Annotated in this window: 11 protein-coding genes; 5 read left to right on the top strand and 6 right to left on the bottom strand. The window is 60.8% G+C overall.

Annotated features, from left to right (window positions below):
* Positions 1-86 precede the first annotated feature (86 nt).
* Together R3F07_17315 and R3F07_17310 are read left to right on the top strand one after the other, a co-directional pair.
* Complete coding sequence (locus R3F07_17315; GenBank protein MEZ5278145.1) at positions 87-1,154, top strand: efflux RND transporter periplasmic adaptor subunit; 1,068 nt, start codon at positions 87-89, stop codon at positions 1,152-1,154.
* Entirely contained in the window at positions 1,151-4,213 is a 3,063-nt protein-coding gene (locus tag R3F07_17310; protein MEZ5278144.1) for an efflux RND transporter permease subunit, read from the top strand. The genes R3F07_17315 and R3F07_17310 overlap by 4 nt, the downstream gene beginning before the upstream one ends.
* 18 nt (positions 4,214-4,231) lie before the next feature.
* Here the strand turns inward: R3F07_17310 and R3F07_17305 are convergent, their stop codons facing one another.
* Both R3F07_17305 and R3F07_17300 read right to left on the bottom strand, forming a co-directional pair.
* Entirely contained in the window at positions 4,232-5,110 is an 879-nt protein-coding gene (locus R3F07_17305) for a phytanoyl-CoA dioxygenase family protein (protein MEZ5278143.1), read from the bottom strand.
* Positions 5,111-5,206: 96 nt separating this feature from the next.
* A complete protein-coding gene (locus R3F07_17300) occupies positions 5,207-6,310 on the bottom strand; it encodes a sialidase family protein (protein ID MEZ5278142.1) in 1,104 nt (367 codons plus the stop codon).
* A 233-nt stretch (positions 6,311-6,543) separates the two neighbouring features.
* Here R3F07_17300 and R3F07_17295 point away from each other — a divergent pair, with 233 nt between their 5' ends.
* Entirely contained in the window at positions 6,544-7,992 is a 1,449-nt protein-coding gene (locus R3F07_17295; GenBank protein ID MEZ5278141.1) for a YdiU family protein, read from the top strand.
* Between the two features lie 66 nt (positions 7,993-8,058).
* On the opposite strand, the gene R3F07_17290 is transcribed toward R3F07_17295, so the two are convergent.
* The 3 genes from R3F07_17290 to R3F07_17280 form a co-directional block, all read right to left on the bottom strand.
* Positions 8,059-8,493, bottom strand: coding sequence for a thioesterase family protein (locus R3F07_17290; protein MEZ5278140.1), 435 nt, complete (start codon positions 8,491-8,493; stop codon positions 8,059-8,061).
* 18 nt (positions 8,494-8,511) lie between these two features.
* On the bottom strand, positions 8,512-9,318 hold the full coding sequence (locus R3F07_17285) for an SDR family oxidoreductase (protein MEZ5278139.1): 807 nt from the start codon (positions 9,316-9,318) through the stop codon (positions 8,512-8,514).
* Between the two features lie 168 nt (positions 9,319-9,486).
* Positions 9,487-10,101 carry a methyltransferase domain-containing protein gene (locus tag R3F07_17280; protein MEZ5278138.1) on the bottom strand — a complete coding sequence of 205 codons (615 nt, stop codon included), beginning with the start codon at positions 10,099-10,101 and terminating at the stop codon, positions 9,487-9,489.
* A 911-nt stretch (positions 10,102-11,012) separates the two neighbouring features.
* On the opposite strand from R3F07_17280, the gene R3F07_17275 reads away from it, so the two are divergent.
* Together R3F07_17275 and R3F07_17270 are read left to right on the top strand one after the other, a co-directional pair.
* The gene (locus tag R3F07_17275; GenBank protein ID MEZ5278137.1) at positions 11,013-11,819 is read left to right on the top strand and encodes a GNAT family N-acetyltransferase; all 807 of its coding nucleotides are present in this window, start codon (positions 11,013-11,015) and stop codon (positions 11,817-11,819) included.
* A 116-nt stretch (positions 11,820-11,935) separates the two neighbouring features.
* On the top strand, positions 11,936-12,868 hold the full coding sequence (locus tag R3F07_17270) for an aldo/keto reductase (GenBank protein MEZ5278136.1): 933 nt from the start codon (positions 11,936-11,938) through the stop codon (positions 12,866-12,868).
* Positions 12,869-13,143: 275 nt separating this feature from the next.
* On the opposite strand, the gene R3F07_17265 is transcribed toward R3F07_17270, so the two are convergent.
* Positions 13,144-14,097 (bottom strand): transposase, encoded by a 954-nt coding sequence (locus tag R3F07_17265; protein ID MEZ5278135.1) that lies wholly within the window; start codon positions 14,095-14,097, stop codon positions 13,144-13,146.
* Between the last annotated feature and the right edge of the window lie 49 nt (positions 14,098-14,146).

Genomic DNA, 14,146 nt, shown 5'->3' with positions numbered 1-14,146 from the left:
CCTCGAATTCCCTCTTGGGCCGGAAGAGCTCGAAAAAGTTGACCGACAGTGTTGCCGATCGGCGGGACTCGAAACATCCTTCCCGCGTGTCCCTTCGCGCCAAGATCATCTTCGTCATCCTTCCTGTCATCACCATTGGCATCCTGCTCTGGCTGAAATTCGGAGGGCGATCCGAAGTCGGCAGCCAAGGTCCGGGCCAGGGAGGACAGCGCACGCCCTCCGTTCGGACGATCCAGGCGGCCATGCGCCCCTTCGAAACGGTTCTGACCTTCAACGGCTCCCTCCTTGCCTACGACTCCATTGATGTGCGCAGTGAGCTGAGCGGCCGCGTCCGGGCGATTCATTTCGCCGACGGCCAGGAGGTCAAAGCGGGTGACCTCATAGTTGAAATCGATACCGAGGAACTGGAAGCACAGCTCCTTTCGGCGCGCGAACAGCTCGAACTCGCAATCCTCAATGCCCAGAGGCTCGAATCGCTCCAGGCAACGAACAGTGTGCCTGTTCGCGAACGCGACGAAGCCGTCAGTCGTCGAGAGGTTTTCCGGGCCGAAGTCACGCTTCTTGAAGCGCGGATCCGCAAAGGACGGATCACCGCCCCGTTCGACGGCGTTCTCGGACTCCGGCAGGTGAGTCCGGGACAATTCCTCGAGCCTTCCTCGATCATCACCACGCTCCAGACTGTCAGGCGACTGCGTCTCGACTTCTCGGTGCCGGAAAGGTACCGCGGCTCCATCAGGACGGGGATGCCGGTCTCGTTCACAGTGGCCGGTTTCGAGGATTCCTTTTCCGGTACCATCAGCGCGATCGACCCCCGTGTCGACCAGGATACCCGCAGCGTGATCATCCGGGCGGATGTGGACAACGACGAACGCAAGCTGCTGCCCGGCAACTACGCCCGGGTTGATCTTGTCATCACCCGTGACAAGGCGATCGTCGTGCCCGCCATCTCCGTCGTCCGCAGTCTCAATTCCGTCTCGGTCTTCCTTCTGCAGGACGGCGCCGCGGTCAGGCGGGAGGTCGAGATCGGCGAGCGCACCCCGACAGAGGTGGAAATCAAATCCGGTCTGCAGACCGGTGACGTCATTATCACCGAAGGGATCCAGGCTGTCCGCGACGGGCGGAAGGTCGAGATCAAGGGCCCCGACTCCCCATGAGCCTGCACGAGGTCAGCATCCGCCGGCCGGTCCTTGCGATCGTGATGTCGACGGTCATCGTCATCTTCGGCCTGATCGGTCTACGGCAGCTGGGCGTCCGGGAGTTTCCCGAAGCGGAGCGACCGATCATTTCCGTCCAGGCCAATTACCCGGGCGCCAATGCCACCGTGATCGAGAGTCAGATCACCGAGGTGCTCGAGGAGGAAATCAACACGGTATCGGGCATCCGCACCCTCACCTCGGTCAGCCGGGAAGGACGGAGTTCAATTACGGTCGAATTCGAACTGGGAGACGACCTTGACCGGGCCGCCAACGATGTGCGCGATCGGGTCGCTTCCGCCATCGAACGCCTTCCCGACGATGCCGACGCCCCGACGGTTCAGAAGGCCGACTCGGACGGCGATCCGATCGTTTTCCTCAACGTGAAGAGCGAGCAACGTGATCTTCTCGACCTGACCGCCATCGCCGACAATCTGTTCAAGTCCCGATTCGAAACGATCGACGGAGTCGGGCGAGTCGATATCTGGGGTTCCAAGGAATACGCCATGCGACTCTGGATCGATCCGGACGCATTGGCCGCGCACAATCTGACTGCTGTCGATGTTCGCCGGTCGTTTGCCGCCGCCAATGTCGAACTGCCGACCGGGAGAATCGAGGGAGAGGCGGTGGACCTCAATATCCGAACCCTCAGCCGTTTGTCGGATGATCCTGAACTCTTCAACGACCGCATCCTGAAGCGGGAGGGTGACCGCGTCGTGCGATTCCGCGATGTCGGGCACGCCGAGATCGGACCGCTCAACGAACGAACCATTCTCAAGCGTGACGGGATCCCGATGGTCGGCGTCGTCCTGCGTCCCCAGAGCGGTGCCAACCAGATCGCGATCGTCGACGAATTCCACCGCCGCCTCGATGAGATCATGAAGGATCTTCCGGTCGACATCGAGGTCGGCATCGGGTTCGACACGAGCCAATTCATCCGCGACAGCATCGCGGAAGTACGGCAAACCCTTCTTGTCGCCCTCGTCCTCGTCGCGTTGACCATCTTCTTTTTCCTGAGAGAGGTTCGGACCACAATCATTCCGATCATCACCATTCCGGTGTCGATTATCGGCACGTTTTTTGTTCTCTACCTGGCGGGATTTTCGGTCAACACCCTGACTCTTCTGGGGCTCGTGCTGGCCATTGGACTGGTGGTCGACGATGCCATCGTCGTACTCGAAAACATTTACAAGCGCATCGAAAGAGGCGAAAAGCCGCGCACCGCCGGAGTCGAAGGGACAAAGGAGATCTTCTTTGCGGTCATCGCCACCACGCTCGCCCTCGCTTCGGTCTTCGCCCCGATCGTCTTTCTCGGGGGATTGACCGGGGTTCTGTTCAGGGAATTCGGCGTCACCCTCGCCGTCGCCGTGATCATCTCGTCATTTGTCGCGCTCTCGCTGACCCCGATGCTCTGCACCCGGATCCTCAAGCACCGCGAGAAAGCTCCATTCCTCTACCGTGTGACGGAGCCGTTCTTCATTACCCTGATCAAGGGATACCGGGACACACTTCACTGGTTTCTCAACAGCCGGGTGATCATGCCGGTCGTTGTCCTGGTCTGCCTCTCCCTTACGGTTCTGATTTACCGCAGCCTGCCCCGGGAATTGGCCCCGCTGGAGGATCGCAGCCTGCTGGTGGTGGCAGCCAACGGTCCCCAGGGGGCGGGTTACGCCTACATGCTCGAAGCGATGAGACAGGTCGACAGTGTCGTCGCATCGACCCTCGGCGAAGACGAGCTGGAAGCTCAATTGACCGTAACCTCCCCAGGATTCGGAGCGGCCACGACAATCAATACCGGATTCTCCCGGGTTGTCCTGACCCAACCGGAAAACCGCGATCGCCCCCAGGGGGCGATCGCCGGTGCCCTCGGCCGCGCCCTGGCCGAGATCCCGGAAGTGGACGCCTATGTCCGCCAGCCGGCCACGATCAACGCCGGCGGCAGCCGGGGACTCCCGGTCCAGTTTGTCGTGCGCAACAACGATCTGGAAAAAATCCGCCGCATCATCCCCCAGTTTCTTGACGCCGCCCGGGCTAAACCCGCTCTCGGTTTCGTCGATGTCGACCTGAAATTCAACCAGCCTGAACTGATCCTCACCATCGACCGGGACCGGGCGGAAGCCCTCGGTGTCGATGTCCGGGCGATCGCCGAGACCGTGCAGGCCTCGTTCAGCGGACAACGATTCGGCTATTTTCTCAAGGATGGGGAGCAGTACCAGATCATTGGCCAGTTTGAAGGAAGCGGGCGGGACTCGCCGAGCGCGATCTCCCGGCTGAGCGTCCGGGCCGCAGACGGGAGTCTCGTTCCGATCCAGAATCTGGTGACAGTGAACGAGGAAAGTTCCGCCCCCGTCCTCTACCGCTACAACCGCTTCACCGCCGCCACCTTTTCAGCCGACGTGGCCGACGGCTATACACTCGGAGACGGGATCAATGCGATGAATGAGGTGGCCGCCGCGCTTCTCGACGAGACCTTCACGACCGACCTGTCCGGTCAATCCAAGGAATTCTCCGAAGCCGGATCCAGCCTGGCGTTCGTCTTCCTGCTTGCCCTCGTCCTGATCTACCTCGTGCTGGCTGCACAATTCGAGAGTTTCCGCGATCCCTTCACCATCATGCTGACCGTTCCGTTGGCCTTGACCGGTGGCCTGATCGCACTTTGGTATTTCGACCAGACCCTGAACATCTTCTCCCAGATCGGATTGATCATGCTCATCGGTCTTGTGACCAAGAATGGCATTCTGATTGTCGAATTCGCCAACCAGCGCCGCGACGCGGGCAAGGGCATCCGTGAAGCTGTCGAGGAGGCCGCCACAGCCCGATTCCGCCCGGTCCTGATGACCGCGTTGTCCACCATACTCGGCACGCTGCCGATCGCATTGGCCCTCGGCGCGGGCTCCCAAAGCCGCGTCCCTCTCGGACTCGCGGTCATTGGCGGCATGCTCCTCGGCACCCTGCTTACCCTCTACGTCATCCCCTCCGCCTACCTGATTCTCGCCAGCCGGGAGCGGTCGCCTCGCTGACTCGGGCGGATCACCGGTTCAGAGCTTCACGGCGAAGGCATCGACATCCTGGCTGATCACCGTGTCGGACGGTCCGGATATACCGAAGAGCAACTGTCCGCGACGCCGCGGCCTGTGGCCCTTGACCATCAGGCCGGGGCGACCGCAGGATTGTCCCGATTTCTGCTTGTTCTGCGGGTGCCGGTAGCCGGCACGGACCATGCGGCGCATGTCGGATGTCGTATTGATGTGGCTGCCGTGGATCGTATTGATGTTGAAGCAGACCACATCGCCGGCCTTCGCCGGAACGGCAACCGTATCCGCAAGCTTGTATTTCTTCTGGTTCAAGTGCGGTGTGCAGGTTTCCTTCTCGCCCTTGTCATTGACGAAGGACGTGATGTGCCTGAGCGGTCCCTTCTTGTGGGATCCGTCGAGGAAGCGAATCTCGCCGTTTTCATGACAGGTATCGTCCAGATGAATCAACACATCGACGAAGCGTGAGTCGGTGTGCGGGTAAAACGCATAATCCTGATGCATGGGAAACGGGTGACCCGTCTCGCAGGGTTTGACGTGCATGGTGGTGTGGTGAAGTTCGACCGGTGCGCCTTCCGACTCTTTCGGACCGGCCAGCAGTTGGGACAGGGCCCCGGCAAGATTCGTCTGGGTGACGCCTCGCATCCAGGATTCGGCATAGAAATGAAGGTCGTGCATCGCAATCAGCTGGCTCTGCGCCGCGGTGGCCTCGTCCATCAACTGTTCCCGCCACGGTCCGGTCCACCCGACGCCGACGTTGGCCCACACCCGGATCATCCAGTTGAGATCTTCGCGCATGGCGGTGATCGCCTTCCGGCTGAAGACGCGGGGAATGTGCAGGTAACCGTGTTTGTGGTAGAACTTGACCTGGTCTGGAGTAAGCATGGGGTTTCAGATTATGAAATCGGAGGTAATCGGTTCGCCGGGTTCTGACAATTGGAAAGATACAGGGAGACGCCGGAAAAAACCGGGGCAGGAATCTCAGTCGAACCATGATCGAGGGATCAAGGCAGCCTGCAGCTCCATTCGAAAAACGGAGTCCCGTTCCGCTTTGGTCGAGAACGATCCTCGATAGACTCCGCCGACGATTTCCGGATCGGGGGTCTTGAGATAGGTCACGATGGCCGTGCCGGAGGCAAGGAAGGTGCAGCCCAGGTTGGTCATCATGAAATCGCCCGTGTCGATATCTCCGATTTTCGTCCAGGTCCGCCCCCCATCGCGGGACCGCGCGGCACTGAGCGGCGAACGGATGCCGAAATGATGGTGATCGGGCACATATTCCGAATCATTCCAGAACAGAACCAGATCTTCCGTACCCGGAATCCGCCGAAGACAGGTGCAACTTTCCGGAGACGCCAATCCGCTCACCCGGGCACGGGACCAGGTCTCGCCCCCATCACTCGACTCGGCGAAAAACACGGCTCCGAGTTGGGTGCGCATGCTCATCAGGAGGGACCCATCCGACCTCTGGGCGACGGAGGGTTCCATCGCACCGCGCAGTGGAAGTTGGATCCGGTTGGCCGATTCGGTCCAGTGCCATCCCCCATCGTCACTGGACCAGGTTCGGATGATCTGGTTTTCCTCGGGAACCCACACTTCGGCGCAGCTTTGAACGGGTAGAACGAGCCGACCGGAATCGAGCAGCACGAGACTGGATGCTCCCCCCTGAATCCGGTATTCACCGGCATGCTCCCAGATCGGCGTCGACGGGCCGAAGGTCCTGCCACCATCTCTTGACCGGTGCAGATACATGCTGGTGTCCGCCCCGGAGTGATTCCGCACATATCCCAGCAGGATTTCATCCCCGAACCGAGAGAGGAAGGGACTCATCACGTTCAGATCGCCGGGCGAAATATCCGCGACCATCCGCTCTCTGATCCAGGTGATTCCGCCGTCAACCGACTCGGCCAGATATATTCTGGCAGCCCCAAAATCCCCGCCACCTTCCGGCCCCTTTGAATAGCTGTGGTAGGCGACCAACAAGGTGCCGTCGGCGCGCTCGATCAAGGAAGCGGTATCCGAACGGACCCTCTCGGCATCGGCCGCCCGGATGATGGCATGATGGATAAGCGGTTCCTTTCTCATGGCAAATCGGTGCCGGTTCCTGGTTCATTCTCCTCGGCCCCAGTTCTCATCAGACGGTCCGGATCCAACCCTGGCAAAGGAAAAGGACGAGACCCATCCGAGAGAATCGACCCGGACGGGGCACCTCCCCTATCGACGGCATTGCTCCCGGATCCGTGCGTCGTCTGTTTCCACCCGCAGGGGTTGACCTTGGGCCGCAATCGCATCCCGTGTCATCAGCTGACCCGGATCGCATGTTCATTCCTTTCGAAAACACCTACGCCCGATTCCCTGACCGCTTTTTCGCCAGACAGACGCCGGCTCGCGTACGGGATCCCAAGGTCATCCGCCTAAACCGTGAACTGGCGGCACAGCTTTCGATCGATTCCGGATGGCTGGAATCCGCCGACGCCGTCGCAAGCTTTGCGGGCAATGCGATTCCTGACGGCGCCGATCCGATTGCCCAGGCCTATGCGGGCCATCAGTTCGGAGGATTTGTTCCACAACTCGGCGACGGCCGCGCCATCCTGCTCGGGGAAGTCGTCGGCAAGGACGGAATGCGCAGGGACATTCAATTGAAGGGCTCGGGGCGGACGCCCTTCTCCCGGGGCGGCGATGGCAAGGCCGCCCTGGGGCCGGTTCTTCGGGAATACATCGTGAGCGAGGCCATGGCGGCTCTCGGGGTTCCAACGGCCAGGGCCCTCGCAGCGGTGACCACCGGCGAGACCGTCATGAGAGCCGACGGTCCCCTTGCCGGAGCCGTCTTCACCCGCGTTGCCGCGAGTCATATTCGGGTTGGGACCTTTCAGTATTTCCATGCCCGCAGCGATGTTGAGGCCCTGCGACTGCTCGCGGATCATGCCATGGCACGGCACTACCCGGACACAGTCGCGGCAGCCGAGCCGTATGTTGCCTTCCTGGAGTCGGTCATCGCGGCCCAGGCGGACCTGATCGCCCGGTGGATGTCACTGGGGTTCATTCATGGCGTCATGAACACCGAAAATACCGCGATCTCCGGTGAGACGATCGACTACGGACCCTGCGCCTTCATGGACGCCTTCCATCCGCGCCGTGTCTTCAGCTCGATCGACAGCCACGGGCGTTACGCCTGGGGGAATCAGGGTAACATCGGTTTCTGGAACCTCACGCGTTTCGCGGAAACGCTGCTCCCGCTCTTCTCTGACGATTCCGACCAGGCGATCAAGGTCGCCGAGGGCGCGCTTTCCCTCTATCCGGAGCGTTTCGCCGATCAATATGCCGACTATTTCCGGGACAAATTGGGCCTTTCCTCCGAAGCACCCGCAGCGCTGATCAAGGATTGCCTCGATCTGCTCACGGTCCAGCAAGTCGATTTTACGCTCTTCTTTCGCCGCCTCACGCAGGTCGCCGGAGGAGAATCTTCGGAGTCGGTGGTGGCTCTCTTTTCCGACAGCAAACCACTCGATGAATGGCTCGCGCGCTGGCGCGGCGAAGTCGACCCGACCTCAGGTCTGACCCGCATGCGCGCGACCAATCCCGTCCTCATCCCCCGCAACCACCGCATCGAAGAAGCCATCCAGGCCGCCCATGCGGGCGACTTCGCTCCTTTCCACCGGCTCGTCGATGCGCTGGCGGAGCCCTTTGCCGAGAAGACTGTATACGCTGACCTGGAAGCTCCGCCCCGGCCCGAGGAAATCGTCCACGAAACGTTTTGCGGCACCTGACCGCGATCGGTCTTGCTCAATTGCCCTCTCGGGACCGTGGGATCCCGGAAGTCATGCGCACCGAATTCAGGTTGATCCTCGAATCGGAAACGCCTCTCTCAGGCTTCCGGGAATCGCGCAGGGCCGGCCCGTTCTTTCGCTGATCAGGACCCAATCCGTTTCTCCTTTCGCGATCGGCGTTTCATCCGGAATCCGGACGAACTCCGTTCTCCGGAGCGAACGAACCCTGCCCATCTCCACGACCCAGGTCCGGACTTCAAGGGAATCCCCCTCATGGGCCGGCTTCAGGTAAGTCACGGTATGGGAACGAACCACCCAGGTGCAATCAATGGCATCCAGGGCTGCCGTTCCTCCGCAGGCATCCGCATGGCGGATCGCCACGTCCTGCATCCACTGGACATAGACCACGTTGTTGACATGACCATTCCCGTCAATCGCTTCGGGTGGCGCCACAAACCGATGGCGAAATACCGCCTCCGTCGCAGCAAGTGGATCCGTCATTTGATCGGAGAGCGTACCCTACTCGACCAGGCGCATGGTCTGAAGATTCTTCTCCACTATATTCTCCGCCCGGGCGATGAGGTCATCCAGGTCATGGGCCGAGGAGTGGATATAGCGCCCGCTGAGTGCATCGGCCCGTCCTGAGGCAAGGGACACGCACAATTCCGCAACCCTCTCAATGGGCGTCCACTCCACCCCATGGGAGAGTACATCCGGAATGTCCCGGGTCATATCCGTCTTCACCATGCCCGGACTGATGGCAAAGACCGCGATTCCGTGTTCAGCCAGACCGGTCGCCAGGTTGTCGGCCAGGCGGACCAACCCGGCCTTGCTGCAACTGTAGGCGGATGCCACCGGCAAAGGCCAGAACGCCAGATTACTCGCCATCATGATGATACGCCCGCGCTTCCGCTCAATCATGCCCGGGATGACCGCCTTGGAGCACAGGTAAGGCCCGCGCAGGTTGACCTCGATGGTCCGCCACCAATCGGCCGTCTCAATCTCCCAAGGCAAGCCCGAGACGCCGGACACTCCGGCATTGTTGACCAGAAGATCAATGGACCCGTGCGATTTTTCGATTTCCCTGAAGGCGGCGTTTATGCCGGCCTCATCCTGAACGTCCACCGGGACAGCCGTGCAGATCCCCCCAGCGGAGGTGATAAGGCTGCACGTCTCCTCCAATTGGGAAACCGTGCGCGCGGTCACCACCACGGTGGCACCCGAAGCAGCCAACTGTCGGGCCACTTCGCGACCAATCCCGCGCCCGCCGCCGGTGATCACCGCCACCTGTCCGCGCAGGCCACCCTTGGTTGCTTTGATGGTCATGACCCCATCACACCGAATCCGTAAGGCAGTGCAAATGAAACCGATCGCCAGAGAAATGCAGGCAAACAAAGAAGAATGGTCGAACGCTCCGGAATCTTCCCGGCATTGCGACACCTGCAGCCTCGACCGGATCGCCGGACTCCTCTTCAGCCAGGGGCCCGGGTGGCTTCAGATCGCAATTCGCCGAAGGACACGCATCCGCTCCTGTCCCACGCGGGTTGGGAACGCGACATCAGGCACATAATCCTCCACGACTTCATAGCCATCGGCAAAGAGCGCCGTCAGGTCCGGAACGCTGAAGGCAAAGGGGGGACCTTCTTCACCGGGATCAAGGTCCGGATCAATGAACCAGACCCCGACCAGCAGCCCTCCCGGGCGCAGTGCCTGATCAATTCCGCGCCGATAGTCGGCGCGGAGTGACGGATGCAGCCCGCTCATGCAGGTATGCTCCAGGATCACGTCAAACGCCCCGCGCATCTCCATGGGAGGATCAAAGAAATCCCCCGCCACGAAACGCTCCGCCAGGTGCGGATAAAGCGTACGCGCTTCCTCGACGCCCGTCGGAGCGATATCCAGCCCGATCGCGTCCAGCCCGTGTTCCACCGCAAGCGCGACCTCATGCCCATGACCACAACCGGGAACCAGTGCCCGCCCTCGCAAGGTGCGGCGTTCCAGATACTGCTTCATGGGAGGAGAAGGTTCGCCCTTGTTCCAGAACACTTCACCTTTGCGGTAGATCTCTTCCCAGTCCATGTGCCCGCTACCCTGTGATGTCGTAGTCATGTTGATCAGGCGGTGCAGGTTCTTCCTTCAGTCGGACTTTCCCCACGGAGCTTACTGACGACCCCATCTGGACGGGCAGATCCCGGTGATCGAGGACCGCGGCAGGTTGAAGCCGACAAAGGCCGTCAGCGAAATCCGGTGGGGGTTATGCCAATGCGAGAGGGCGAGACTGCTCAAAATCGAGGGTCCAACAATCATCAAGACGGCCGTTCAAATTTTCTTAGTCAATAATATGCCTAATGGCGATCATTAATTTTGATTATTCAAAATCGCCTGCCGTCGTGACGCGAAGTCGAGTCCCTCCAGCAGACTGCGCGCACCGGTCAGAATTGACAATATTGCTCTGTCTATCAGTAGGTTACCCTTTTCATCCCGAACATGAATCGGGCGTGAAGTCTCGCACTTCGCGAAATCCTGCACCCGACTTTCGTGAAATCTTGCGTATCGAAGGAAAGACTGAGGGAGACACAGGTCGTTGTCGTCACCCCCAAGGAGCTTGATGCTCGGTCTGCGTGTGGTGGGGTTCGAGAGGAGTATCTCCGCGGCTCCGGCCGGACCACCGTCAATGCAAGGTCAAGATCGGGACCTCTCCCCTTCGCCGTGATCACCGCACGCTCAACTACGTTCTGAAGCTCCTGCACATGGCCGGGCCAGGCCTGACCCGGCAGGCGACGCAATTCTTCGGGGTCAGTGCGCAACGGATTCAGCGATGCTCTGCGCATGACGCCGGGAACATGGCCGGCTTTGCCGTTCCTCTATTCAGAGACGAGTCGACAAGCGGACCGACACTTGACTGATGGGAAAGCCATTCCTTCTCCGGCAACCCGGAGCGAAACCCTGATGGGCATTCCCCGATTTCAGGCTTTTCACCCTGATCGACTCCACTCAGCCTACTGCGACTTCCCCAGCCCATGTCCACCCCTTCCATTCTACCCTCGGTCGATTCCAGCCGGTCGGAGGTCGGCCGACGCGCCGCCTTTCATATTGAACGCCTGCTTCGCCAGTATGTCAGGGGCGATCGGGTCGTCAACGGCCCCGACTACTTCCGGCTGATCACCGGCGAACCCCATCCCCTGGGGAACCTGGTCACCCTGCCCATGGTCACGGATCGCTCCCGGATCGAACCGGCGATTGCCCCCCTGCGCCACGCCGCCTTTCCTTCTGCTGTAATCTTCCCTGAAGGCATTGATGAAGCCGCAAAAAGTGTCGTGCTCGCCGCGGGTTATGGGGATGCGGGGCCCATGCCCGCCATGGCGGTCGATATCGATCGTCTGGCGCCGACCAGACTCCCCACCGGTTACACCTGTTCACGGGTAGGGATCGGTGCCGGCGGTGAAGCCTGGGCCGACGCTCTCGCCGAAGGCTATGGAATACCCCTGAAGGTCGCCCGGCTGTTTTCACCCGCGACGATCCAGGTGGATTCGGATGCCGATGCTGCGTTGCAGTTTTTCGCCGTGCATCGTCATGGCCGGATCGTGGCCACCGCCCTCCTCTACCTGGCCGATGGGGTCGCAGGCATCTACTGCGTGGCGACGCTCAAGGAAGAACGCGGCCAGGGCCTTGGCGCTCATGTAACCGCCGAGGCACTACGAGCGGCGGGACGGCTTGGTTACCGCGTGGGTGTCCTGCAATCATCCGAAGACGGCCACCCTGTCTATCGCCGCCTCGGCTTCGAAGATGTCGGCAATGTGCCCATGTTCGTCCGGGTGCCAACCTGAGGTCCGAAGGACTCGGGTGGAAGTCAGCGAACAACCACCCATCCGACAATGATCCATCGATCCGGGAGAATCTGTTCGCCATTTTCATGCGATCAGCGTTAGCGTAAAAAAGCGATATGATGAGAACACAATTGATCGGACAGAGTGGACTCCGGGTCGGAAGGCTCGGCTACGGGTGCATGCGGATTTCAGGTTCCTGGGATCGGACCAAGGTCGATGCCGAGGTGACCCGCCGGGCGATCAAGATTGTCGAAGCGGCCTTCGAGGCCGGCTACACCCTATTTGATCACGCGGATATCTACGGCGACACCGCATGCGAGAGTCTGTTCGGAGAGGCCCTGAAGCTGCATCCGGGCTGGCGCGAACAGATGGTGATTGTGACCAAGTGCGGCATCTGTTTCGAAGACGAACCAAAACCGGGGCAACCCCACCGCTACGATTTCTCCCACGATCACATCATCGACTCGGTTCACGGATCACTCGGAAGACTCGGCATTGAGACGATCGATCTGCTGCTGCTCCACCGACCTGATTTCCTCGCCGATCCCGAAGAGATTTGCCGGGCCTTTGTGACCCTGCGCGAAGCCGGAAAGGTAAGGGAGTTTGGCGTGAGCAACTTCCGACCATCGCTCTTCAGTGCAGTGCAGGCCGCCCTACCCTTTCCCCTCGTCGCAAACCAGGTTGAGATCCATCCGCAGCGCCTCGATGCCTTCACCGACGGCACTCTGGACCAGTGTCTCGAGAGGCACGTCACGCCGATGTCCTGGAGCCCGATCGCCGGAGGACGCGTCGGAACCGGGGCGGAGGCAAAGAACGAACACCACCGCGATCTTCTCGCGGCACTGGACAAGGCGGCAACGGACTACTCAACCGACCGGACAAACATCGCGTTGGCCTGGCTGCTGCGTCATCCCAGCGGTATTCTGCCGATCGTCGGCAGTGCCAACCCCGACCGGATCCGGTCCGCGGTCAGCGCAGCCGAAATCGAAATGGATCGTGACACCTGGTACCACATTCTTCGAGCCGCCCGGGGCGTCAAGCTGCCGTGACCTGAGTCGGAACCACCAGGACCGGATCAGGAGCGATCGACCGATTCCCTGATTCATCTTCGGTGCGGGAAGCGGGGTTTCTTGTCCCGACGGCCAAGACAATCAAGACGGCAAGATCCACCTCATTTGCGATCGCTCGCCGACAGGCGCACGGGAAATCCTGATGACGATCCTTTCCGAGAACGGTGTCGCCGCCGGAAATCCGGATCCCCTGCGGGAAACGCCGCGCCTGCAGGCCGGAAGCAACCCGGCGTCGTGACCTCGGGCGCCGGGTTTCAGCCTGCAGACAATCGGTCTGCCGGACCCTGTTCGGCGCGGTATTTGTAGAGGAGGCTCCTGACCGCATCCGGATTGCCCATGAAGAGGGATTCCGCGATCCACCTGACCGGTGCCCCGGTATTCAGGCGGAGTCTCGACGCTATCTCCACTTTCCAGGCGGCTCCTTTGCGCGCACCCTTTGCGTCGGAGACCGTGCGACCTTCCTGCTCGAGCAAGCGATCCCTTTCCCTGGCCCACACACGTTCCTTTTGGCGGCGTGACTCGGTGGCCGAGTCGGCCGAACCCGCTACGGTTTCTGCGTATTCGCGACTGATCCTCCTTCGCCAGATCGCCGGACCGATCGCCCACCCTGTTGACATCCTCGCGAAACCATCACGTTCTTGCGCATCGGGATTGTCCGACAACGACTTCAACCGTTCGAGATAATCCGCCCATCCGGTCCTGTCTTCCGTCAGACCGAGTGCCTTCATCCATCGAACCGATTCAAGACCCGGAAACGGATTTCCATGGATGAATCGATTCAGACTTCCCCAGCGAAATGCGCCCACGTGTTCCGTCCTCAATATTCCCGCCCGAACGGGATTGAGGTGGATGAAATCGACGAGGGGGACAAGCGCGGTCTCCCCCTCGATCAACAATGCCCGATACCGTCCCTGGAAGATCGGGCCACTTTCACCGCGCAGGTGGTTCAGGCGGCCGGCGAATGTACCTTGGAGCCAGTGCATGCCGGCGACCAGGTTCGGCTCCGGCGTCTCCAGGGCCAGATGGTAATGACCCGGCATCACCGCAAAGGCATGAAGGCGCCATTGGTAGATACTGACGGCCTCTTCGACCGTGGTCACGAAGACCTGCGCCTCCGTGCTGTCACGAAAAAGCCCGCGGCAGGATTTTCCCCGATTCAGAACGTGGTAGACCGCACCCGGATACTCGATTCGCAACCGACGAGCCATTGACAGCGGTTCTTACAAAGCAAGACCCGGGCGATCAACCCAAATCCGG

The organism is Opitutaceae bacterium (assembly GCA_041395105.1).
Taxonomy (GTDB): domain Bacteria; phylum Verrucomicrobiota; class Verrucomicrobiia; order Opitutales; family Opitutaceae; genus B12-G4.
Note: the sequence above shows the minus strand (reverse complement) of the source record. Positions and strands in the feature narration are given on the sequence as shown.

Excerpts from the sequence above, each read along its gene's own strand:
- R3F07_17280 (MEZ5278138.1), bottom strand. The coding sequence starts at position 10,101 with ATGACTACGACATCACAGGGTAGCGGGCACATGGACTGGGAAGAGATC.
- R3F07_17275 (MEZ5278137.1), top strand. The coding sequence starts at position 11,013 with ATGTCCACCCCTTCCATTCTACCCTCGGTCGATTCCAGCCGGTCGGAG.
- R3F07_17295 (MEZ5278141.1), top strand. The coding sequence starts at position 6,544 with ATGTTCATTCCTTTCGAAAACACCTACGCCCGATTCCCTGACCGCTTT.
- R3F07_17305 (MEZ5278143.1), bottom strand. The coding sequence starts at position 5,110 with ATGCTTACTCCAGACCAGGTCAAGTTCTACCACAAACACGGTTACCTG.
- R3F07_17265 (MEZ5278135.1), bottom strand. The coding sequence starts at position 14,097 with ATGGCTCGTCGGTTGCGAATCGAGTATCCGGGTGCGGTCTACCACGTT.
- R3F07_17300 (MEZ5278142.1), bottom strand. The coding sequence starts at position 6,310 with ATGAGAAAGGAACCGCTTATCCATCATGCCATCATCCGGGCGGCCGAT.
- R3F07_17290 (MEZ5278140.1), bottom strand. The coding sequence starts at position 8,493 with ATGACGGATCCACTTGCTGCGACGGAGGCGGTATTTCGCCATCGGTTT.
- R3F07_17285 (MEZ5278139.1), bottom strand. The coding sequence starts at position 9,318 with ATGACCATCAAAGCAACCAAGGGTGGCCTGCGCGGACAGGTGGCGGTG.
- R3F07_17310 (MEZ5278144.1), top strand. The coding sequence starts at position 1,151 with ATGAGCCTGCACGAGGTCAGCATCCGCCGGCCGGTCCTTGCGATCGTG.
- R3F07_17270 (MEZ5278136.1), top strand. The coding sequence starts at position 11,936 with ATGATGAGAACACAATTGATCGGACAGAGTGGACTCCGGGTCGGAAGG.